At 64.0% G+C, this 22,465-nt stretch carries 19 protein-coding genes; 12 read left to right on the top strand and 7 right to left on the bottom strand.

Features of this window, described 5'->3' with window-relative positions:
* Positions 1 to 27: 27 nt before the first annotated feature.
* Entirely contained in the window at positions 28 to 1,320 is a 1,293-nt protein-coding gene (locus BTJ49_RS08665; protein ID WP_113064964.1) for an FAD-binding oxidoreductase, read from the top strand.
* Complete coding sequence (locus BTJ49_RS08660; RefSeq protein WP_113064963.1) at positions 1,317 to 1,664, top strand: tRNA-binding protein; 348 nt, start codon at positions 1,317 to 1,319, stop codon at positions 1,662 to 1,664. The genes BTJ49_RS08665 and BTJ49_RS08660 overlap by 4 nt, the downstream gene beginning before the upstream one ends.
* Before the next feature lie 6 nt (positions 1,665 to 1,670).
* On the opposite strand, the gene BTJ49_RS08655 is transcribed toward BTJ49_RS08660, so the two are convergent.
* The gene (locus BTJ49_RS08655) at positions 1,671 to 2,609 is read right to left on the bottom strand and encodes an MBL fold metallo-hydrolase (protein ID WP_113064962.1); all 939 of its coding nucleotides are present in this window, start codon (positions 2,607 to 2,609) and stop codon (positions 1,671 to 1,673) included.
* A gap of 126 nt (positions 2,610 to 2,735) precedes the next feature.
* Here BTJ49_RS08655 and BTJ49_RS08650 point away from each other — a divergent pair, with 126 nt between their 5' ends.
* The 3 genes from BTJ49_RS08650 to BTJ49_RS08640 all read left to right on the top strand — a co-directional run bounded on the left by BTJ49_RS08650 (position 2,736) and on the right by BTJ49_RS08640 (position 6,464).
* Positions 2,736 to 3,395 carry a glutathione S-transferase gene (locus BTJ49_RS08650; RefSeq protein WP_113064961.1) on the top strand — a complete coding sequence of 220 codons (660 nt, stop codon included), beginning with the start codon at positions 2,736 to 2,738 and terminating at the stop codon, positions 3,393 to 3,395.
* A 229-nt stretch (positions 3,396 to 3,624) separates the two neighbouring features.
* Positions 3,625 to 5,802, top strand: coding sequence for a DUF5916 domain-containing protein (locus BTJ49_RS08645; protein WP_113065111.1), 2,178 nt, complete (start codon positions 3,625 to 3,627; stop codon positions 5,800 to 5,802).
* 41 nt (positions 5,803 to 5,843) lie between these two features.
* Positions 5,844 to 6,464 (top strand): putative toxin-antitoxin system toxin component, PIN family, encoded by a 621-nt coding sequence (locus BTJ49_RS08640; protein WP_343125525.1) that lies wholly within the window; start codon positions 5,844 to 5,846, stop codon positions 6,462 to 6,464.
* 25 nt (positions 6,465 to 6,489) lie between these two features.
* Here the strand turns inward: BTJ49_RS08640 and BTJ49_RS08635 are convergent, their stop codons facing one another.
* Positions 6,490 to 7,977 carry a peptidase S10 gene (locus BTJ49_RS08635; RefSeq protein WP_113064959.1) on the bottom strand — a complete coding sequence of 496 codons (1,488 nt, stop codon included), beginning with the start codon at positions 7,975 to 7,977 and terminating at the stop codon, positions 6,490 to 6,492.
* 58 nt (positions 7,978 to 8,035) lie between these two features.
* Between BTJ49_RS08635 and BTJ49_RS08630 the strand changes: the two genes are divergently transcribed.
* Positions 8,036 to 8,839: a sulfotransferase gene (locus BTJ49_RS08630; RefSeq protein ID WP_113064958.1), complete on the top strand. Its 804-nt coding sequence runs from the start codon at positions 8,036 to 8,038 to the stop codon at positions 8,837 to 8,839.
* The gene (locus BTJ49_RS08625; RefSeq protein ID WP_113064957.1) at positions 8,836 to 9,066 is read left to right on the top strand and encodes a hypothetical protein; all 231 of its coding nucleotides are present in this window, start codon (positions 8,836 to 8,838) and stop codon (positions 9,064 to 9,066) included. Before BTJ49_RS08630 ends, BTJ49_RS08625 begins: the two co-directional genes overlap by 4 nt.
* 10 nt (positions 9,067 to 9,076) lie before the next feature.
* On the opposite strand, the gene BTJ49_RS08620 is transcribed toward BTJ49_RS08625, so the two are convergent.
* Both BTJ49_RS08620 and BTJ49_RS08615 read right to left on the bottom strand, forming a co-directional pair.
* Positions 9,077 to 9,835, bottom strand: a complete 759-nt coding sequence (locus tag BTJ49_RS08620) for a slipin family protein (RefSeq protein ID WP_113064956.1) — start codon at positions 9,833 to 9,835, stop codon at positions 9,077 to 9,079.
* Between the two features lie 51 nt (positions 9,836 to 9,886).
* Complete coding sequence (locus tag BTJ49_RS08615) at positions 9,887 to 11,281, bottom strand: nodulation protein NfeD (protein WP_113064955.1); 1,395 nt, start codon at positions 11,279 to 11,281, stop codon at positions 9,887 to 9,889.
* 135 nt (positions 11,282 to 11,416) lie between these two features.
* On the opposite strand from BTJ49_RS08615, the gene BTJ49_RS08610 reads away from it, so the two are divergent.
* The 3 genes from BTJ49_RS08610 to BTJ49_RS08600 are packed head-to-tail and all read left to right on the top strand — an operon-like array spanning position 11,417 to position 14,810.
* Entirely contained in the window at positions 11,417 to 12,502 is a 1,086-nt protein-coding gene (locus BTJ49_RS08610; protein WP_240601785.1) for a class I SAM-dependent methyltransferase, read from the top strand.
* Entirely contained in the window at positions 12,499 to 13,200 is a 702-nt protein-coding gene (locus BTJ49_RS08605) for a pseudouridine synthase (RefSeq protein ID WP_113064954.1), read from the top strand. Before BTJ49_RS08610 ends, BTJ49_RS08605 begins: the two co-directional genes overlap by 4 nt.
* Positions 13,201 to 13,253: 53 nt before the next feature.
* On the top strand, positions 13,254 to 14,810 hold the full coding sequence (locus BTJ49_RS08600) for a YdiU family protein (RefSeq protein WP_113064953.1): 1,557 nt from the start codon (positions 13,254 to 13,256) through the stop codon (positions 14,808 to 14,810).
* A 1-nt stretch (position 14,811) separates the two neighbouring features.
* Here the strand turns inward: BTJ49_RS08600 and BTJ49_RS08595 are convergent, their stop codons facing one another.
* Positions 14,812 to 16,389 (bottom strand): FMN-binding glutamate synthase family protein, encoded by a 1,578-nt coding sequence (locus tag BTJ49_RS08595; protein ID WP_113064952.1) that lies wholly within the window; start codon positions 16,387 to 16,389, stop codon positions 14,812 to 14,814.
* Positions 16,390 to 16,673: 284 nt separating this feature from the next.
* Between BTJ49_RS08595 and BTJ49_RS08590 the strand changes: the two genes are divergently transcribed.
* Together BTJ49_RS08590 and thpR are read left to right on the top strand one after the other, a co-directional pair.
* Complete coding sequence (locus BTJ49_RS08590) at positions 16,674 to 17,261, top strand: OmpA family protein (protein WP_113064951.1); 588 nt, start codon at positions 16,674 to 16,676, stop codon at positions 17,259 to 17,261.
* 71 nt (positions 17,262 to 17,332) lie between these two features.
* Positions 17,333 to 17,908, top strand: a complete 576-nt coding sequence (gene thpR / locus BTJ49_RS08585) for an RNA 2',3'-cyclic phosphodiesterase (RefSeq protein WP_113064950.1) — start codon at positions 17,333 to 17,335, stop codon at positions 17,906 to 17,908.
* Here the strand turns inward: thpR and BTJ49_RS08580 are convergent.
* Together BTJ49_RS08580 and BTJ49_RS08575 are read right to left on the bottom strand one after the other, a co-directional pair.
* Positions 17,869 to 18,843, bottom strand: coding sequence for an oxygenase MpaB family protein (locus tag BTJ49_RS08580; protein WP_240601784.1), 975 nt, complete (start codon positions 18,841 to 18,843; stop codon positions 17,869 to 17,871). The two genes, thpR and BTJ49_RS08580, sit on opposite strands and share 40 nt — an antisense overlap.
* Positions 18,844 to 19,055: 212 nt before the next feature.
* Entirely contained in the window at positions 19,056 to 22,352 is a 3,297-nt protein-coding gene (locus BTJ49_RS08575) for an Rne/Rng family ribonuclease (protein WP_113064949.1), read from the bottom strand.
* Positions 22,353 to 22,465: the final 113 nt, after the last annotated feature.

Here is a 22,465-nt window from a genome sequence, read left to right as displayed (position 1 = left end):
GGAGCGGATCAGGCCAGAGGTGTCCGCATGAACGAAGACGCCACGCTTTCGTATTATCAAGCCACGGCGGCAGACGTTCCCGTGTACGAACCGCTGCAGGGGCGCCGCGATGCCAGCGTGATCGTGGTCGGCGGGGGATTCGCCGGCCTCAATACGGCGCTCGGCCTGGCCGAGCGAGGCGTCCGCGATGTCTGTCTGCTGGAAAGCGAGCGGATCGGTTTCGGCGCCTCCGGGCGCAATGGCGGATTCGTGTTCGCCGGCTACTCCCTTGGCGAGCAGGCCCTGCTGAATCAGCTCGGTGCACAAGCCGCAAAAGCACTTTTTCTGCGCACGGTCGAGGCCGTTCGAAGGATCCGAGGACGGATAGCCGAATACGACATCGATTGCGACACGGTCGATGCCGGCGTGCTCTGGGCCAACTGGTTCAGCGATCCACGGCGACTGCTGGACCGGCAGCGGCTGCTGGCTCGCCATTTCGATACCGAGTGGACATGGGTGCCTCAGGCCGTGTTGCGTGAGCAGTTGCGCACGCGCCGCTATACCGACGCATTGTTCGAGCGCAATGCATTGCATCTGCACCCGTTGAAATACGCGCGGGGACTCGCGCGCGCCGCGGTAAAACAGGGCGTGACCATCCACGAACACAGTCGGGCGGTTTCGCTGACGCGCGAGGGCGAGGCCTGGGTCGTGCGCACCGACGAAGGTGAGCTCTGTGCGCCCCAGGTCGTGCTGGCCTGCGGCGGCTATCTGTCCGGTCTGCAACCGCAAGTGGATCGTGCCGTGCTGCCTATCGCCACCTACGTGATGGTGACCGAACCGCTCGGCGCGGCACTGCACGACACCATCGCCACGGAAAGCGCTGTATACGACACGCGTTTCGCCTTCGACTACTACCGCAAGCTGAGGGACGATCGGCTGCTCTGGGGCGGTCGCATCTCCATTCGCAACCGCTCTCCGGAAGACGTCAAGAGACTTCTCCGTCGCGATCTGGCCCGTGTCTATCCGCAGCTCGCCCATGCACGCATCGACTACGCCTGGTCCGGCTTGATGAGTTATGCGCGGCACGAGATGCCGCAGGTCGGCGGTAACGGAGAGGGATTGTGGTGGGCGCAGGCTTTCGGCGGCCATGGCCTTGCCCCGACGTGCGTGGCCGGCGAATTGCTGGCCGCGGCCATTGCCGGGGACGACCGGGACTGGGAGACTTTTCACCGTTATGGTCTGGTGTCGGCCTGGCGCCCGCTGGGCTATCTTGCTGCGCAGGCCAGCTACTGGTGGTTGCAGCTGCGCGATGCGTGGAAGGATGCACGGGAACGACGATGAGCACGATGCAGGTCGAGACGATCGAGTGGTCGGATTTCCAGCGTGTGCTGCTGGTCGCAGGCACGGTCACGCGCGTGGAGGCGTTTCCGGAGGCTCGCAAGCCGGCATACCGCCTCTGGGTCGATTTCGGGTCGTACGGGGAGAAGAAGACCAGCGCTCAGGTCACGGCACTGTACGCACCCGAAGATCTGGTCGGGCGGCAGATCGTCGGGGTTATCAATTTCCCCGAAAAGCAGATCGGTCCGGTCCGCTCGCAGTTCCTGCTCACCGGCTTCGAGACCGAGGCTGGCGTCGTGATCACCACGCTGGAACGTCCGGTACCCAACGGTACGCGGATGTCCTGAACCGCATTATCGATCGCGCTTGAGGCGGTCCAGCCAGACTTCCAGTCCCTGGGCGTTGAGCTCGATGTCGACGTCGAGCAGTTCCAGCAGCAGGTCGCGGCCGCCGGTCCAGCCATGCCGCGCTGCGCGGCGTGCGTACAGTTCACCGAAGGCATCGACCAGCGCCCGATGACGGTCCGGATGTTCGTCGCAAGCCAGCGCGATGACGACCATGGCATCGATCTGTTCGTGCAGGTCGCGTGCCAGCCTTTCGACGTCCTCGATGCGCCCGAAATGAGTCGGATACATCGCCTGCGGCTGCAGGGCGCGGAGGCGTTCGATCGATGCGTGCAGTGCATCCGGGTCGAACTGCACCGGCGAAGTGGTCGGCAGGATGAAAGGACCGGCCTCGGTATCCAGGTCGCGGTAGGAAAGGCCGAACGTATCGCCGGTGAAACAGCAGCGACTGTGCGGGTCCCAGACCGCGTTGTGGTGACGCGCATGACCCGGCGTATCCAGGCACATCAACGGGCGGCCAGTGAATTCCACCACGTATCCGTCTTCGGCTTCGACCACGCGTTCGGCGGGCACCGGCCTCAGGCGCCCGTAGTCGCGCTCCATGACGGCCTCGCCATAGACAGCGCTGGCACCGGCCCAGAGTTTGCTCGGGTCGATCATGTGCCGTGCGCCGCGAGGATGCACGACCAGCTTCGCATTCGGCAGCTTCGCCATCAGTTCACCCGCGCCGCCGGCGTGATCGAGATGCACGTGGGTGAGAATCAGCCAGTCGACCTGTTCCGGTTGCAGGCCGGCCCGGTCGAGCGCATCGAGCATGCGCGGCACGGAATGGTTGGTTCCGCAATCGATGAATGCGCCTCGGTCGTTTTCCACCAGCAGGTAGGCTGCATCGAATCGTGGACGATGAAAGCCCGTGTCGATGGTGTGAATGCCGTTTTCGGACTGCATGAGGTGCGGGTTCCGGTTCGTCGTTGGAGGCATACGGTAGCGCATGTGCGCGAATGCTTCAGCCTGCTAACGTGGCGCGAACCCTGCACGGCGCAGGGTCTGCGCATGTCTCGAAGGACGCTTTTCATGATTACGGTGCATCACCTGGAAACCTCGCGCTCGCTGCGCATTGTCTGGTTGCTGGAAGAGCTGGGTATCGAGTACACGCTGCGGCGATATGCGCGCAATGCGGCGGGTCTGGCGCCGGCTTCGCTGCGGGCGGTGCATCCGCTGGGCAAAGCACCGATTCTTTCCGATGGCGATCTCGTGCTGGCCGAGTCCGGTGCGATCATCGAATACGTGCTGGACACCTACGGGAACGGACGCCTGCAGCCCTCTCCGGGCACGGAGGAGCGGCGCGAGTACACGTACTGGATGCACTATGCGGAAGGTTCGCTGATGCCCTTTCTGGTCATGGGGCTGGTGTTCGATCGCATCGACCGTGCGCCGTGGCCGGTGCGTCCGCTGGCGCGGGCGATTTCCGGGCGTGTGCGCCGTGGCTATCTCCAACCCGGGTTGGAGCGCAATGCGGAATGGGTCGAGCGCTCCCTGGCCGAACGCGCCTGGTTCGCCGGCGAGGACTTCACGGCGGCAGATATCCAGATGAGCACACCCCTCGAAGCGCTTTCCGTGCGGGATGACGTGGGGGTACCGATCCCTTGCATCGAGCGATTCCTGCAGCGGATCCACGCGCGCCCGGCCTATCGGCGCGCCGTGCAGCGCATCGAGGCGGAGCCGAAGGTTTGAATCTGCGGTAGTGGTCGTGTTCATCGAGAAAGTTTCCAACTAGACGGTGATGCCGGTGAGACGGAAAAGGTTGGCATGACCTCTGCCAGTCGGCACCGACATGTAGCCTGCCTAGACTGCGTGCACTTCCTTTTCGATTGTGTCCGGTATGCCTTCGAGTCGACATTCCGTTCTGCGCACGTGTACGCGTCATGCGCTGTTGTGTCTGTGTCTGGTGGCACTGCCCGCGATGGCGAAAGTGAAGATCGATGGCCGGATGGCGCCGGGCGAGTGGGCTGGCGCGCGTCATATCACGCAGTTCCGCGATGTGCAGCCGCTCACTGGCAAGCCCGGTTCGCTGCCCACCGAAGCCTGGGTGCTGTCCACGCCGAAAGGGCTGGCAGTGGCCTTTCGCGTCACGCAGCCGCCCGGTGTGACGCGTACGCATCAGCGCACGCGTCGCGACGAGGAGGCGCAGGTGGATCGTGTCAACGTGATGATCGACTTCGACGGGGACGGGCGCACCGGCTATGACTTCACGGTGGCGTTGTCGGGCAGCGTCATCGACGAAGTCATCACCAACGAATCCAGCTTCAACAAGGATTGGGACGGCGACTGGAAGCATGCGGTCAGCGAGGATGCACAAGGCTGGACCGTGGAGATGCTCATTCCCTGGTACATCGCTCCCATGCGTCGGGCCACGAACGGGCAGCGCACCATCGGGCTGTATCTCGATCGCGTGATCGGTTCCACCGGCGAGCGCATGGCCTGGCCGACCGCCAGCTTCACGCGCGCGCGGTTTTTGTCCGACTTCCACAAGGTGACGCTGCCGTCCTACAGGCAGTCGTTGCTGGCCGTTACGCCCTACGTTTCCGCTGTGCACGACCAGGTGCATGGCGGCAACCAGTTCAAGACCGGTGCTGATATCTTCTGGAAACCCAACGGTCAGACCCAGCTGACGGCGACGGTCAATCCGGATTTCGGGCAGGTCGAGAGCGACGATCTGGTGGTCAACTTCGGCGCCGAGGAGACTTTCTTCAGCGATAAGCGTCCCTTCTTCACCGAGAACCAGGGCCTCTTCGATTTCGGCCTGCTGATCGACAACAGTCAGCTGATCTACACGCGACGCGTCGGCGGTCCGGCCGACGACGGCAGCGGACCGGCCGATATCGCCGGTGCCCTGAAGCTCAACGGCAGCATCGGCGATACGCACTACGGTGTGCTGTCGGCACAGGAGAGCGGAGCGGCCGGCCGCACATTCGACGCCCTGCGTGTCAGTCATCACTTCCAGACTCAGACCGTGGGCGCGTTGCTCACACGCGTCGACCATCCATTTCTGGATCGCGATGCCACGGTGCTTGGCGTCGATCATGTCTGGCAGCCGAACGCGGCCTGGACCGTCACCAGCAACGTGGTGGGCGACACCATCCGCCAGCGTGGCGCGACGACCCACGGCAGCGGTGCGACCTCGGTGATCCAGTACGAGATGAATCCTCGTTGGACGCAGCAGTGGCTGGTCATGCATTTTGGGAAATCATTGGATATCAATGATTTCGGATACCTTCCAAGAAACAATCTCAACTACGTGCATTGGGAAGTGCGTCGTCGTTTCACCGACTTGCCCGCCTCGTCGGTCTATGCCTCGCACGAATGGCGCTGGCGCATCATCAACATGACCAACGACCAGGGGCTGACCCTGCAGCGGCAGTTCCGCATCATCAGCAACAACGAACGGCGCGATGGAGGCAGCGATTTCCTGCAGCTGAATCTGGATGCGCCCGGTCACGACGATCTGCTGACGCGCGGACACCATGTCTTGCGCACACGAGCCAACGCGAATCTCTATGCGGAAAGAAGCCTGCCCCGTCATGGTGCCTGGGCCTGGGATCTGTCCGCCAGCGTGAGCGGCAACGACCTGACTGGGCTGGGACGGATCGGCTACGAGGTCGAAGTTCTGCCGACGTATTTCTTCACCGACAGCCTCAGCATCACGCCGGGCGTATCGTACACCTACCAGCCGAACTGGCTGATCTGGCAGCGCGACAACCTGGTCGGCAGCTTCGATGGCCGCACCCTGGAGCTGGACGCGGCGTTGAACTGGAATCTGAGCGAGCGCCAGGAATTGCGCGTGCGTCTGCAGGCATTGGGACTCAATGCCCGCGTGCGGCAGGCCTACCAGGTCGGCGCAGACATGCGCGCGCATGCGACCACGCAGCCGGTCGAGGATTTCAGCCTGCGCAATCTCGGTTTCCAGATCCGCTACCGCTATCAGCTCGCGCCTCTGTCGAATCTGTACATCGTCTATGGCCGTGGTGGCTACGCGCTGGAACCGTTGCTGACTTCGACCGGGACCCAGTTCCGACAGAGTTTCAGCCTGCGCGACAGCGAACAGTTCCTGATCAAGCTGGCCTATCGATTCGAGCTCTGAGCCGGACGACGGTTCGCGCACGCCTGCGTACAATGTCCGGTATGTCGATTGATGACGATCCGCGTCCGCAGGCGCCTGAAAAACCATTGCCGTCCGATTGCTGCGGAAGCGGTTGCGATCCGTGCATTCTCGATGCCTACGAGGATGAGCTGGAGCACTACTATCTGGCACTGGAAGCCTGGTTGCTTCGGCATCCTCCGATGTCCGACGCGGGCACGACACCGCGGCCACGCCTGGTGCTGGACACCAACGTGCTGCTCGATCTCTACGTGTTCCGCGATCCGAACTGGCGGCCCCTGCTGGAGTTGCTGCAAAGTGGCGCATGCGATGCGGTGACCAGTCCGGCCTGCCGCGACGAATTCCTGCACGTGCTGCAATATCCGCTGTTCAAGTTGTCGCCCGCACAACGGGTACATGCCATCGAAGCATTCGATGCCTTGCATCGATGCCTGGAAGTGCCGGTGGACGAGGGAACGGAGGCGCTTCCGCGCTGCAGGGACCCGGACGACCAGAAGTTTCTGGAGCTGGCTCTGCAATCCAAAGCCGATGTCCTGCTGAGCAAGGACAAGGCGTTGCTGAAACTCGCGCGCCGTCTGCGACGGCTCGACCTGTTCGCCGTGCAATCGCCGAAGGTCTGGCTGGAAGAGAACGCGCCGGCCTGAAGCGACCGGCGCGAGGGAAGGGCGCTCAGCGCGCCTCGAACAGGGCCTTGACGTCCTTGCGGAACGCTTTCTGGCTGTCCGGCCGGGTGTAGAACATGTGTCCGCCCGGGTATTCGCGTACTTGCACGCGCTTGGCGCTGCCCATCTTCGGCATCTGGTCGACGACCAGGATCGAGCCCATGAACGGGCAGGACAGGTCGTTCCAGCCGTGCGCGATCAGCACGCGCAGCTTGCCGTCATTGGCGACGGCTTCGCGCAATTGCTTGACCGATCCGCTGTCGGCGTCGTCGTCCTTGTGCCACAGGCGGTTCACCTTGTAGCTGAGCGCGTAGTAGCGGCCATCGTACTTCCAGCCGACCGTGCGTGTGATGAAGTTGACCATAGCCTCGGTGGTTGGCGCGATGATCGCGTTCAGCATCGGGTCGTTGCTTTCCTGTTCCGGCGCATACGGGAACGGGTCCCAGCCGGTCAGGTTGGAATCGTAGACGCTGCCCAGCTTGCCCTGGCTACGATGCACTTCGCGCAGATAGGCGCCGGTGTCCAGGCGGCCGCCGGAACGCTTGACGAAGGTCGGGTCCAGGCCGGTCATCTGGGTCACGCGCTGGATCATGCGTTCACGAGCGGCCGGATCGGTGTGGCCGAGCATCAACGTATGCGCGTATTCGCCACGCGTGTAGGCGATGACTTTCTGCATCGCCTGCGGCGTCAGCTTGCCTTCGCGCTCGAGGTGCGCCGCAGTGATCGAGGGCAGGGTCAGCATCCACGGCAGCGGCGAGACTTCGCCGTTCTTGTAGCTGTTCGGATCGAGGTAGGGCGACACCAGCACCACGCCGTTCATCGCCACGCCGAGCTGCGTCTGCAGGTACTCGGTGATGCGCGGTCCACGGAAGCCGCCGTAGCTCTCGCCGACCAGGTACTTGCGCGAGGTCATGCGGCCGTTCTTGATCAGCCAGTCGTAGACGATGCGCGAAAGATAGTGGATGTCCGCATCGGTGCTGTAGAAATCCTTCACCGTCTGCTTCTGCGACTCCAGCGAGCGGCTGAAGCCGGTACCGACCGGGTCGATGAACACCAGGTCGGTGAAATCCAGCCAGGTGCCCGGATTGTCGTGCAGGGTCGGCGCATCGGAGGGATTGTCGCCTTCGTCGCCGAAGCGGATCTTCTTCGGGCCGATGGCGCCGAAATTCAGGTACACCGAAGAGGCGCCCGGACCGCCGTTGAAGGCGAACGTGACCGGTCGGTTCCTGCCGGGTACGACGTACGCCGTGTACATGACCTCGGCGATCTTCTTGCCCTTGTCGTTGCGAATCGGAAGGCTGCCGACCGTTACGGTGTACTTGACCGTCTTGCCGGCCACATGGGTGACCTGGGTGGTGTGGGCATCGGCCGGGAAAGGCGGCAATTGCATGTCGCCGTCCTTCTTCTTGGCGGCATCGGCTGCCAGGGACGGTGTCGACAGCAGGGCGAACAGCAATGCCGTCAGCAACGCAAAGGCGAAGCTACGTGTACGCATGGTGGGTTCTCTCGGTGGACCAACTGATTAAGGTACCCTAAGCCTGAACGATCGGCATATGTCGGAAGTCCTTCCGCATGGTTGCGGAAAAGACGCAGGAAGCAACGGGAACGCCACGTATTTCCTTGAAATCCATCGTCTTACCGGGATATTCATGACCATGACTGCTTCATCGCCCGTCCGGAAGATCTTCGTCGTCGGCTGCCCTCGATCGGGAACGACCGTGATTCAGGCGTTGCTGGCGGAACGCCCGGACGTACTCTCGTTCGGCGAGACCAACTACATGCTGCGCCTGCTCGGTCATTTCGATCGTTGGCTGCAGGACGACCGGAGTGCGGCGAAGAAGTGGCGACGTCGCCTGCGTCTTGCGCGGGGCAAGACGCATGGCGACATGCGCCGCTGTCTGGACAATGCCTTCAAGGCCTACGACGACGTGCCGGGTCTCCGCAGAAAACTCAGCGGCCGAGGCTACATTCGTGAATTCTGCCGCATTCTCGACGCGATGGCCTTGGAGCGTGGATGCTCGTGCTGGGTGGAGAAGACGCCCGATCATCTGGCGTATCTGGACGTACTGGAGAAAGAAGTGCCCGAGGCGCATTTCCTGCACGTGCTGCGCAAGGGCGAGGACGTGATGGCTTCAGTTCTCGACGGACAGCTGCGCTATAGCCGACACAATGTGTTCGCTGGAAGTCTGCCGTACTGGGTGCGGCGCTGGAGGAGCATGTCCGGTTCGCCGGCCGGCCGCGACACACCGTTTTGCCCTATGAATGCCTGTTCACGTCGACGCAGCGCGTGCGTGAGTTTTTGCAGGCCTTGCCCGGACCTCCCGAGCAGAAGTCCTCTGATCCGAGAACAGGGTTGAAGCCGATCGCCGACTTGGAGGACGAGCCGTGGAAGGACGGTTCCACGGATGGCGTGCTGCGTCCGCCGGAGAGGAAGTTCGAAAACATGTTCGGTCCGGGTGGGCGGGCGCATCTCGCGCGTGACCTGCACGACTACGAAGACATCATCGCCTCGATCGCCGAACGGCAGCCGGACCTGCCCTGGATCGCCGACGCCGCGGCAGGCATGCCCGCCGCGGCGTCCTGAGTTCTGACTGTCACTGGCTCTTTTCCAGCGCCGACATCAGCGGTTTGATCAGGTCCAGCGGTAGCGGGAAGGCGATGGTGGTGGACTTGCCGCTGCTGGCCATGTCGGCCAGGGTCTGCAGGTAGCGAAGCTGCAGCGCCTGCGGTTGCTGGGACAGCATGGTGGCGGCATCGCGCAGTTTTTCGGCGGCCTGCATTTCGCCCTCGGCGTGGATGACCTTGGCGCGGCGTTCACGCTCGGCCTCGGCCTGGCGAGCGATGGCGCGGACCATGGTTTCGTTGAGGTCGACGTCCTTGATCTCGACGTCGGTGATCTTGATGCCCCAGGGATCGGTGGCCTCGTCGAGAATCTTCTGCAGCGTCTTGTTGATCGACTCGCGCTCGGACAGGATTTCGTCGAGCTCATGCTGGCCGAGCACCGAACGCAGGCGCGTCTGCGCAAGCTGGCTGGTGGCCTGATAGAAGTCGGCCACCTGCAGCACGGCCTTGTCCGATTCGATGATGCGGTAGTAGACCACCGCGTTGACGCGCACCGAGACGTTGTCGCGCGAAATGACGTCCTGCGGCGGCACGTCCATTACGCCCACACGCAGATCGACGCGGGTCATGCTCTGGATGATCGGGATCAGGATCACCAGACCGGGGCCCTTGGTGCCGGTGTAGCGGCCCAGCGTCAGCACCACGCCGCGCTGATATTCGGGCAGCACCTTGATCGCCGAGATCAGCAGCACCACCACGAAGAGAAGGATGATTCCACCTAGTCCGAACATGTGATTCTCCTTACGAGGATTGTCCTGGCCGGGTTGGCCTCGGTCGTGCCGTCAATCGGCCTCGACCCACAGTATCAGTCCGTCGCGGCGCCGTGCGCGAATACGGGCGCCGTCGGGAAGCTCGGTGCCGCTTTCGCTGCGCACGCGCCAGCGTTCGCCGTTGATGCGCGCCCAGGCTTCGCCGCCGGCGGGAAGCGGTTCGAGCAGCTCGCCCTGGTGATCGACCAGTTGCGCATCACCGCTGAACGAGCGTGCGCTCCGCGAGCGCAGCAGCAGCCACATCACGCCGCCCAGCGTGACAATGGCGCAGATGGCCAGACCGGCGATGACGCCGATGTTGACGCCGAAACCGGGCACGTCGTTGTGGAACAGCATGATCGACCCCACCGTGAACGCAATCACTCCGCCGACTCCCAGTGCGCCGATGGTCGGCGTGATCACCTCGGCGATCACCAGGCCGACACCCAGGGCCATCAGCGCCAGTCCGGCATAGTTTACCGGCAGCAATTGCAGCGCATACAGGCCGATAAGCAGGCAGATGGCGCCGGCGATGCCCGGAAACAGCGCGCCGGGATGGAATGCTTCCAGCAGTAGTCCGTACAGACCGGCGATCAGCAGCAGATAGGCAATGGTCGGATTGGTGATGATGCCCAGAAAACGGGTGCGCCAGCCCGGTTCGTAGCTGCGCACGGACAGGCCGGCCAGATGCAGCACCACCTGCTTTTCGCCGAGTCGCACGCGACGGCCGTCGGCCTGCTGCAGTACCGAGGCGACATCGGGCGCGACGAAGTCGATCACGTTCTGCTTGGCGGCTTCGTCGGCGGTCAACGTGGCGGCGCCGCGCACGGCTTTTTCCGCCCAGGCGGCGTTGCGGCCGCGCAATTGCGCCAGCGAACGGATGTAGGCGATGGCATCGTTGAGCACCTTGTTGTTCTCGGCGTCCTCGCCGGCGGAGGCGGGCGGGGGGGAGCTACTGCCGGAAGAAGCCGGTTTCTTGCCGGGTTGCAGCGGTTTGGGCATGGGCGTCTTTCCGCCCAGCGAAACGGGAGTGGCCGCGCCCAGATGGGTGGCAGGCGCCATCGCGGCGAGATGACTGGCGTAGAGGATGTAGGTGCCGGCCGATGCGGCACGCGCGCCACCCGGTGCGACGTAGCCGATCACGGGAATGTCCGAAGCCAGAATGTCGGCGATGATCTTGCGCATGGAGGCCGACAGTCCGCCGGGCGTATCCAGACGCAGGATGATCGCCCGAGCACCGTCTCGGCGCGCTTCCGCAAAGCGGTCGTGGACGTATTCGGCCGCGGCCGGGCCAATCGGCCCATCCAGATCGATTTGCGCCACGAAGCCGGAGGGCGGCGTGTTCTCGGCATGTGCTGATCCCAGCATGCCGATCCCGGTCATGCACGCGGTCAGCACCAGGGCGATCAGACAGAGCGTGTACTTCATTCGGCGGGCCTCTCCGTGAAGCTCGTGACCATGGTAGACGCTTTTGCCATCGTTGCCACATTCCACATCGGATAGTGCATAAGGACCGTTAGAATGCACACCTCAATATCGGAACGTCAGAATCCCGGACATCCTATGACCGCCATGCCCCGGAATGAGAACGCGGCGCCCCTGGCGCTGGCCGAAACGCTGCGCGAAGGCGTCAGCGGCGCGCCGGCGAGCGGTCGAGCCCTGTTTCTGTGCGCGCGTGCGGAAATGCTGGAGACCTTGCCGGATGCGCACGACTGGCAGTGTGTGCAGAACCTGAAACCGCTGGCGCGCGAGCTGGAGCAGCAGGGTCACGCCGTGTCGAGTGACATCGAGACGTTGGACGGGGAACGTTTCGCATTGACGGTACTGTTGCCGCCGCGGCAGCGCGACGAGGCGCGCGCGTGGCTGGCGCGGGCGGTGCAATGCACCCATCCGGATGGCGTCGTGGTGGCGGCCATGCCCAATATCGGCGGTGCGCGCAGCGGCGAACGCGATCTTCAGCAGTTGACCGGTACGGTGCATCACGTGTCGCGGCGCAAATGCCGCGTGTTCTGGAGCGACCTGACACAGGCGCACATCGACCCGGAACGGCTTTCGGAATGGTGCGCGCTGGATGCGTTGCGACCGATTCTGGATGGACGCTTTCTCAGTCGTCCCGGGCTGTTCGCCTGGGATCGCATCGATGCGGCCTCGGCGCTTTTGGCTGCGCATCTGCCAGCCTCGATTCATGGTCGCGTGGCCGATCTCGGTGCGGGCTACGGTTTTCTGTCGGTCATGCTGCTGGAGCGCGCCAAGGAAATCGAGGCGCTGGACCTCTACGAGGCCGATGCGCGGGCGTTGGAGCCCGCGCGTCGCAATATCGAGCGGGCCGTCCGTGACAGCGCGCATGCCGCGCAGGTGGATGTGCATTGGCGCGACGTCACGCAAGGCCTGCCTGCCGAGTACGACTTCATCGTCAGCAACCCGCCGTTTCATCAGGGACGCGCAGATCGCCCCGAGCTGGGGCAGGCGTTCATCCGTACCGCGGCTTCCGCGCTGCGTCCGCGCGGCGCGTTGTGGTTGGTGGCCAATCGGCACCTTCCCTACGAAGCCACGCTGGCGCATGAGTTCGAGACTGTGCGCACGCACGCCGAGCAGGGCGGCTTCAAGGTCATCGAGGCCGTGCGCGGCCGTCGCGGGGCACGCGGATGAAGCTGCTGCGCATGATTGCCAATCTCGGGTACGGAAGCCGCAAGGAGGTCAAGGCGATGTTCCGCGCGGGCCGCATCACCGATGTCGACGGCGAAGTCCTGTACGCCGATGATGTCGTCGAACACAATCGGGTGCGCGTGGACGGCGAGGCGCTGGACCCGCCGCAAGGCATGGTGATCGCCTTGCACAAGCCCGTCGGCGTGACCTGCTCGCACAACGATGCCGGGCCGTTGGTCTACGATCTGCTGCCGCCGCGTTTCCTACAGCGCCGTCCGGTGCTTTCCAGCGTCGGCCGTCTCGATCGCGACACCAGTGGTCTGCTGTTGCTGACCGACGATGGCGCATTGCTGCACCGGATCATCTCGCCGAAGCATCATGTGCCGAAAACCTATGTGGCGACGGTCACAGCCCCCTTGCGCGGCGACGAGGCGGAGCGCTTCGCGGCCGGCGATCTGGTGCTGAAGGGGGAGACGACGGCCTTGGCGCCCGCTGTCTGCGAAGCGCTCGGTGCGCGGCAGGCGCGTGTGGTGCTGACCGAGGGTCGATACCACCAGGTGCGGCGCATGTTCGCCGCATGCGGCCATCATGTGGAATCGCTGCATCGCGAGCGCATTGGCGGGCTCGGGCTGCAGGATCTGGCACCGGGGGATTGGCGCGTCTTGCAGCGCACCGAGATCGACACCATCTTCAAGGCGTGATGCCTCGCGTCCTGAACGGGTGCAGGGGTTCGATACGGAAACGCCAGAGCCGCATGCGCAAACTGCATTTCGACAATCGCTTCGTTCGTGAGCTGCCGGGGGAATCCGGTGGCGGGGATGTGCCGCGTGCGGTCGAGCATGCGGTCTACTCGCTGGTCGATCCGGTGCCCATGCCTGCACCGACGTTGCTGAGTTGGTCGCCGGAAGCTGCCGCTCTGATCGATCTCGATGCCGGTGACATCGATGCGGCATTTCTCGACTTGTTCTCGGGCCGCGAGCCAGTCGAGGGCGCACAACCGTTCGCCGGCAACTACGGCGGCCATCAATTCGGTCATTGGGCGGGACAACTGGGCGACGGTCGCGCCATCACCCTGGGCGAGGTCGTGAATGCGCAGGGAGCGCGCTGGGAGCTGCAGCTGAAAGGCTCCGGTCGCACGCCGTATTCGCGCGGCGCGGATGGGCGCGCGGTGCTGCGTTCGTCCTTGCGCGAGTATCTGTGCAGCGAGGCGATGCATCACCTGGGTGTACCGACCACGCGGGCGCTGTGCCTGGTCGGCACCGGCGAGCAGGTCGTGCGCGACATGTTCTACGACGGTCATCCGCAGGCGGAACCGGGCGCGATCGTCTGCCGCATGGCGCCGTCGCTGCTTCGTTTCGGCCATTTCGAATTGCCGGCCTCGCGTGGCGATACGCGCTTGCTCGAACAACTGGTCGAATTCACCATTGATCGCGACTTCCCGGAATTGTCCGGTCACGGCCGGGCGCGTCGGGCCGAGTGGTTCACGGAGATCTGTGCGCGTACCGCCCGCATGATCGCGGCATGGATGCGCGTCGGTTTCGTCCATGGCGTGATGAACACCGACAACATGTCCGTGCTCGGCCTGACCATCGACTACGGCCCCTACGGCTGGATCGAACCCTACGACCCGGACTGGACACCGAACACCACGGATGCGCAGCGCCGTCGCTACCGGTTCGGCCAGCAGCCGAACGTGGCCTACTGGAACCTTGGCTGTCTGGCCGCAGCGTTGTCTCCAGTGGTCGGTGACGACGAAGCCTTGCAGAAGGGACTGCAGCATTACGCCGACACGCTGGAGCGTGAAAGCCGTTCGAGTCATGCCCGGAAACTGGGACTGGATCAGTTCCGCGACGACGATCTGCCGCTGCTACAGGAACTTCATGCGTTGATGCAGCAGGCGCAGATGGACATGACGCGGACGTTCCGTAGCCTGATCGACATCGATGTGCGCAGGCCGTCCATGGAATCGCTGGAGGGCACCTTCTACGACAGCGCGCTGCGTGCGGAATACGAGGAGCCGTTACGCAATTGGCTGGTCCGGTACGCCAAACGCATCGATGCGGATGCGCTGGACGCAGACACGAGGCAACAGCGGATGCAGGCCGCCAACCCCTGCTACGTCCCGCGCAACTATCTTGCGCATCAGGCCATCGAGCGAGCCGAACAGGGGGATCTTCAGACGCTGGAGAACCTGCTGGATGTGCTGCGGCAGCCGTATGTCGAGCAGCCTGGTCGTGACGAATATGCCGCGCGCCGCCCCGACTGGGCGGCGCAGCGCGCGGGCTGCTCGATGCTGTCGTGCAGTTCCTGACTCAGAAACGGTCGGCGCTGGCCAGGGCCCAGTCGCGGGCAAAACGCTCCGGTACGTTGTCGCCGAGCAGCGACTTTTCTTCCAGTGCGGGATACATCTCGGCATAGCTGTAGGGCTCCTGATTCGGCAGCCGCTGCATGAAATACTCGGGTCCGAGTTCGGACGGAGTGGCGGCGCCCAGCGAGCCGGTGATGTCGAGGAAGCTGCGGATGGTGGCGGCGTGATAGCGCTGCACGTTCACCGCTCGCGCATCGATCTTGATGGCGCGCGCGCGGCGCATGTCCTGCGTGGCGACGCCGGTCGGGCAGGTGTTGGTATGGCAGCGCTGTGCCTGGATGCAGCCGACCGCGAACATCATCGGGCGCGCCACGTTACACAGGTCGGCGCCGATCGCGATCTTCTGTGCCATGTCGAAGCCGTCCACGATCTTGCCGCTGGCAATCAGGCGAATTTTGTCGCGCAGGCCGCATCCGACCAGGGCGTTGTGCACATAGGGAAGCGCTTCGTCGATTACCAGGCCGAGACGGTCCGAGTATTCGACCGGTGCGGCCCCCGTGCCGCCCTCGGCGCCATCGACAGTGATGAAGTCCGGCAGGATGCCGGTTTCCACCATGGCCTTGCAGATGCTCAGGAACTCGCTTCGCCGCCCGAGGCAGAGCTTGAATCCGACGGGACGTCCGTCGCTCAGTTCACGCAGACGCTTGACGAAATTTAGCAGGCCGCGCGGTGAGTCGAATTCCGGATGCGCTGCGGGCGATACGCAATCCTTGCCTTCCGGCACGCCGCGGATTGCCGCGATCTCGGCATTCACCTTCGGTCCCGGCAACACGCCGCCATGGCTGGGCTTGGCCCCCTGAGAGAGCTTGATCTCGATCATCTTGATCGGATCCTGGCAGGCTTTCTTGCGGAACTGCTCGTCGTCGAAGCGACCGTCCTGGGTGCGGCAGCCGAAGTAGCCGGAACCGATTTCCCAGATCACGTCCGCACCGTGCTTCAGGTGATACGGCGTCAGACCGCCTTCGCCGGTGTCCTGGGCGAAGCCGCCGAGCTTGGCTCCTTTGTTCATGGCCAGCACAGCGTGGCTGCTCAAGGCCCCGAAGCTCATCGCCGAAATGTTCAGCCGTGAGCTGTGATAGGGCTTGCTGCACTGCGGGCCGCCGATAGTTACGCGCGCCTCGGCCTCGGGGACAGTCTTCACGGCCAGCGAATGCAGTGCCAGGTTGTAGCCGCTCTCGTCCACGTCGTATTCGCTGCCGAAAGGATGGACGGCTTCGCCGCCGTACGCGCGCGCCTTGATGAGTCCACGCTGCTGGCGGGTATACGGTCGGCCGCTCTTGTCGCTTTCCAGGAAATACTGCCGGATTTCCGGACTGATGAATTCCATGATGTAGCGCAGGTGCCCGATCACCGGATAGTTGCTGAGCACGTTCTGGTGCGCGATGAAGATGTCATGCAGGCCGACTCCGATCAGGGGGACGATCGGAATCAGGAAATAGTAGGCGCCGGGATGGGAAGGGCCGAGCAGGCCGATCGCTGCCAGCGACAGCAGCGAGAGAACATAGAAGGTGATGCGCAGCATGATGCGACTCCCGTCGTCGTATTCGGATGGATGCGTCCCGCAATCTTTCCAGTGTAGCGAGGTGCGCTCCCAAGCATCCAGTTGGCTTCGCCGCAAGTGTTCACGTTGCGTCTTCGCGGACCAGGTCACACAAGGTCTGCGGCAATGAAAAGCTGTCTGAACGGTGCTGAAATCTCATGTCATGAAATCTTTGGCCCTGAACCTGAATATGCAGTAGGTTGTTAACCTGTCATCGGTCGCGCCCGTTGCGCGCTGGTGCTTTTCTTGAGGCCAACGAGGATTCCATGATGTTCAAGAACTACAAGAGCCTGTGTATGGCTGTCGCAGTGGCTACGCTCGCGTTGGGCGGATGCACGAACTACGTGAAGAAGACCGACTTCGACGCCGCGATCCAGCGCTTGCAGGCGAAGGATCAGGACCTGCAGCAGCAGATCACCTCGCTGTCGCAGGATATGCAGCAGAAGCTTGCGCAGTACGACACCCGCATCACCGCGATGGAAGGCCGCATCAGCGTCGATACCGTCGCGCACTTCGACTTCAACAAGTCCGATCTCAAGGACAGCGACAAGGCGATGCTGGATCAGTTCGCCAAGGTCATGAACGCGCATCACTCCGATGCTGTGGTCACGGTCGAAGGCTTCACCGATCCGGCCGGTTCGGCCGCGTACAACAAGAAGCTCGGCATGAAGCGCGCCGAAGCCGTGCGTAATTACCTCGTTAACGACGCAGGCATGAACGCCGATCAGGTGCGTGCGGTCAGCTACGGCGAAGCGACCAACCGTCAGGTCGAGCCGGGCAAGACGCACGACGCGGGTTCCAACAACCGTCGTGTCTCGCTGGTGATCGACTTCGCCGGTAGTCAGACGTCGTAAGACGTGTTGAATGTCTGGAGAACGCCCCGGACCGCATGGCGGCCGGGGCGTTTTCGTATGCGCGATGAATCATGCTGCAGTTGCCCTATGAGACCATGACCGGTATGGCGCATAGTCTCTTCTTCGCGCTCTGGCCGCAGCCGGACATCCGCGCAGATCTGTTCGGAGCCGCTTCGAGGGTACTGGGCGGTCGCGAGCGGAAGGGCGAGCGGCGCATTGCTTCGACTCGCTATCACCTCACGCTGGCCTATCTAGGTCGATATGTCGACAGGCTGGAGCACGAGATCGGGCAGGCCGTGCTTGCCGCCGAGCAGGTCCGTATGCCGGGCTTCGTGCTGGATCTGGACCGGGTCGGTCATTTCGGCGATGAAGTCCTGTGGCTCGGATGCACGACCTGCCCGCAGCCCTTGCAACAACTGCATGCGCATCTTTGCGAACGGCTTCAAACCCATGGTTTCAAACTCAAGACGGACTCAACTTTATTTGTTCCGCATGTGACGATTCTCCGTCGTCCTGCCCCGCCGCGAACGGGCACGCTGACGTCACCAGTGCACTGGCGCGTGGATCGGTTTTCCTTGATGCATGGCGTGCTCGGGAACGCTGCAGGTTATCGCGTCGTGCGCACGTTCTCGCTGGAAGATTCCTGACGTACAGCATCGTTCCCAGGGGGGAATTCGCGCAGGATGTCCGGTGTACGGTTCATGCGTAGGCATGATTGCGAGGCCACGCCATCGCGCAGAGCGCTGCGGAACACCGGGGCCATCGCGTACAGCGTGCGCGACGCAACACGTGCCTTCATGCGTTGAACCGGAGTGCGCTGCATGAGCGAAACGGCCCAGCCGGGCAGCAGCGCGGCGCCTGCATGCAGAAACAGTTCCCGCGAAAGTCCGGCTGCGGGTACGGGAAGGCGGATGCTCGCGAGTACGCGCAGCACTTCACGCGACCGTTCATCGAACCGCAGCTCCGGCTGGATCTCCTGCATGTAGTTAAGGACGTCCCGCTCGCTGACGGGTACCTGCGAAGCGCCCAGCGCCTCGGCGATGCGGCGCACTTCGTCGTAGTACCTGTCCGCGATCGGCGTTGGCACGGACAGTCGGCTGTAACGCCGAAATCCCTGCAGGAAGGCGTAGGCCTCGGTGACATGCACCCAGGTCAGCAGGTGGGGCTCGGAAGCCGCGTAGGGTTTTCCGTCTGCGGTGTATCCCGCGATGGCGTCATGAATGTGGCGTACCCGGTCGATCATGCCTTGTGCGAGGTCGCGGGGCGCGTACGTGGTGCCGCCGACGAAGGTCGTGGTGCGACGAAGGCGTCCGACAAGATCCTGGCGGAAGTTCGAATGGTCCCAGATGGCGGCCAGCGCGCGTGGGTGCAACGTCTGCAGCATCAATGCACACAAGCCGCCGGAGAGCATGCCGGGGAAATCCGCGTGGATGCGCCATGTTACCGAATCGGGGCCGAACAGCCCGGGATCGCCTTGCGGGTTGCTGTAATCGATCCCGCTTTCCGGGTTGCGGGGAAAGGCCTTGAGCACCCAGTCGCGAACCGGTCTGTGCAGGGAGGGGATGGGGCGATGAGTGGCCATGGCTCGAGAATGGGTAGGGATATCGATTGTGCCGTATCCGCAGGTGCGCTGTCGCGGCATGGCTGCGGCGGCTGATTCCGTTCTTGTCAGTGCTTGGTCGTTGCGAACAGCCGTTCGTCGAGGCATGCAGTGTTATGCGGGCATGAAAAAACCCGGCACGCCAATGCGCGCCGGGTTTTCGAACCGGTCTCGCCGGGGCCGGTGACGATCGCTCAGGGCGTGTCGTCGGAACCCGGTTTGCCGGCAGCGTCGCTCGTGGGTTTCGGAACGGGTGCGGGTGCCTGCTTCGGCTCGCTCGAGGTCGGCTTTTCCCGTGCAGGAGGCGGGAACGGCATGCGCTCCTGCGCGGGAACCTTCGCCGGGGTGCTCGGCTCGGCAGGCTTGGCGACCGACTCCTTGGGCGAGGCCGTGCTGCGGACTGGCTCAGACGGGCTCGGCTTCGGTGCCTGGGCAGTCGGGCGGGACGACGGAGCAACGGGTGCAGAGGCCGTCGAGACCGGGGCCGGGTTTTGTGCCGGACGCGGTGCACTCGCACGTTCTTCCTTGCCGGACGGCACCTGGGATGCTGCTGCCGGTGCCGGAGCGGCCGACGCAGGCGTCGAAGCGGGCGGGCGAGGCGATTGCGGCTTGTTCGGGACCGACGAGTGCAATGCCGGAGCTGCCGCACTGGAAGCGGGTTCCGGTGCCGGTGCCGGCTTCGGGGCCGCTGCAGCAGGAGCCGGCGCTGGCGTACCCTTGTCGATCGCCTTGGCCGGAGCAGAAGGCGGCGTTTCCGGTTTGGCCGGAGCCGTCGCTTTGTGCTCGGTCGAAGACGGTGTGGTCGACGGCGAAGCGTTGCTTGCCGGTGACTGCTCGGTTGAAGCCGAAGCCGGCGGATTACGCGGAGCCGAAGGCGAGGGCGCCGGGGCACGCTTCTCGGCGTTCGGCTGCGCAGCTGTAGTAGTGGATTCCGAAGATTCCACCCGCTTCTTCGGTTCGGAGGCCGGATTGGATGCGGCTTCCTTGCGCTGCGGCGTGTCCGAGGCGGAAGGTGCTTGCGCAGCGGGGCTCGTGGACCGCTTTTCGTTGCCCGACGTAGCCTGTGAAGGCTCCTTTTCGCGACTCTTGCCCGCGGATTCGGCGCGGGAATCACGGCCGCTGTTCGCCGTCGAGTCGGAACCGGCGTTCGGTGCCGAATCGTTGCCGGATTTCTCGGTGGCGTTCGTCGGCGCGTTCGCCGAAGCCTCACCACCGGTATTGCGGCGGCGGCGGCGACCGCCACGACGACCGCGGCGACGACGCTGGCTGCTGCTCTTGGCATCGCTATCGGCGGGTGCATTCGTCTCCGGAGCTGTGGTGCCGGTGGAGCCGTCCTGCTTCGGTGCGGCGGCAGGCGCGGCGGCCGAAGCGACCGTGGTCGTTTGCGGTGCCGTTTGCTGCGTACGCTTGGTGACGTCATCGGACGATTGTGCGCCATCCGTCGGCTTTTCGCCGCCACGCTTGATGCGCGAAGACGGCTCGGCGTTGGTGCGCGCGGGTGACTTCGCATCGCTGCCGCGTTCGTTGTTGCGATTGCCGCGCCCGGAACCGGACTTGCCACCGCGGCTCGAACGCGAACTCTTCTCGCTGCGCGTGCCTTCGCCACGTGTAGCGCTTTCTCCACGCTGCGAGCGGTTGTTGCGGGAAGACGAACCGCTTCGGCGGTCGTTGCTCTGGCGGCGTGCATCGGAGCCGCTCTTGCGCTCGCCGCGATTGCGGCCACGCTCGTCGCGCGATTCGCTCGAACGCGGCTTCTTCTTGCTCGTCTCGTCAGCCTTGTCCTCGACGGCCTCGCCTGCGGAGAGGAAACCGAACAGGCGCTTGAGCAGTCCCGGGCGTGCGGCGACGGGAGCCTCGGCGCGGGTGGCTTCGACCTGGACCGGGGTCGGTGCAGGCGTTGCGTGGGCGATGCGGCTGACCAAAGGTTCCTCGGTGCTGCCCAGCGCCTGGCCCATCTTGCGCAACGGCTCGGCTTCGAGCTCGGTCAGGCGCGCGTAGCTGGGCTTGGTGTGCTCGCCCATGTCCACTTCGCGGATGCGGGTGATTTCCAGGTGCGGGGTGCGCAGCTTGTCGTCGGCGACGATGACCACGTGCACCTTGTGGCGCATCTCGATCTCGACCACGCTGGCGCGCTTCTCGTTGAGCAGGAAGTTGGCCACCGGCGTCGGTGCCTGAATCAGCACCTGTCCGGTGTTCTCCTTCATGGCGTGCTCTTCGACCAGACGCAGGGCCGACAGCGACAGCGATTCGACGCTGCGGATATGGCCGTGGCCGTCGCAGCGCGGGCAGACGATCTTGGTCGATTCGCCCAGGCTCGGACGCAGGCGCTGGCGCGACATCTCCAGCAAGCCGAAGCGCGAGATGCGGCCGACCTGCACGCGGGCGCGGTCCTGCTTCAGCGCATCCTTCAGTGTTTCCTCGACCTCGCGTTGATGCTTGGGGCTGTCCATGTCGATGAAATCGATCACGATCAGGCCGCCGGCGTCACGGATGCGCAGCTGACGGGCAATCTCGACCGCCGCCTCGCAGTTTGTGTTGAACGCGGTTTCCTCGATGTCGCTGCCCTTGGTGGCGCGCGCCGAGTTGATGTCGATCGAGGTCAGCGCCTCGGTCGGGTCGATGACGATGGAGCCGCCAGCCGGCAGGCGTACGGTGCGATCGAACGCGCTCTCGATCTGCGTCTCGATCTGGAAGCGCGAGAACAGCGGGGTCGTGTCCTGGTACAGCTTCAGCTTGCGCAACGAATTGGGCATGACTTGCTGCATGAACTCATGCGCTTCGTCGTACATCGCCGGTTCGTCGATGAGGATCTCGCCGATGTCGCCGCGCAGATAGTCGCGCAGGGCGCGGATGAACAGACGCGATTCCTGATAGATCAGGAACGGAGCCTTTTTCGACGCGCCAGCGGTGGACACGGACTTCCACAGCTGCAGCAGGTAGTCGAGATCCCACTGCAGTTCTTCGGCGCTGCGGCCCATGCCGGCCGTGCGCACGATCAGGCCCATGGAGTCGGGCACTTCCAGATGTTCCAGAGCTTCCTTCAGCGCGGCGCGATCCTCGCCCTCGATGCGTCGGGAGACGCCGCCGGCCTTCGGATTGTTCGGCATCAGCACCATGTAGCGGCCGGCCAGGCTGATGTAGGTGGTCAGGGCCGCGCCCTTGTTGCCGCGCTCTTCCTTCTCGACCTGGACGATCAGTTCCTGGCCTTCCTTGAGCAGGTTGCGGATGCCGCTCTTGTGCGGGTCGGCCCCGTCGGGGAAGTACTCGCGGGATACTTCCTTCAGCGGCAGGAAGCCGTGGCGTTCGGCGCCGTAGTCGATGAAGCAGGCTTCGAGGGAGGGTTCGACGCGAGTGATGCGGCCCTTGTAGATATTGGCCTTCTTCTGCTCGCGGGAGGGAATCTCGATGTCGAGGTCGTACAGGTTCTGACCATCGACGATGGCCACGCGCAACTCTTCACGCTGAGTTGCGTTGATCAACATGCGTTTCATTTGTAGTAGTTCCTTGGCATCCCGCGGGGCCGCGCGCCGCGGCGGCGCCATGGGGCGGCCTGCCGGGGATCGCGCCTCTGCGAGGTGCGTGATGGGTTCGAAGCGTGTCCGGT

This window comes from Oleiagrimonas sp. MCCC 1A03011 (assembly GCF_003267965.1).
In the GTDB taxonomy this organism is placed as follows: Bacteria; Pseudomonadota; Gammaproteobacteria; order Xanthomonadales; family Rhodanobacteraceae; genus Oleiagrimonas; species Oleiagrimonas citrea.
The sequence above is the reverse complement of the archived record's forward strand: the minus strand, read 5'-3'. Positions and strand labels throughout refer to the sequence as shown.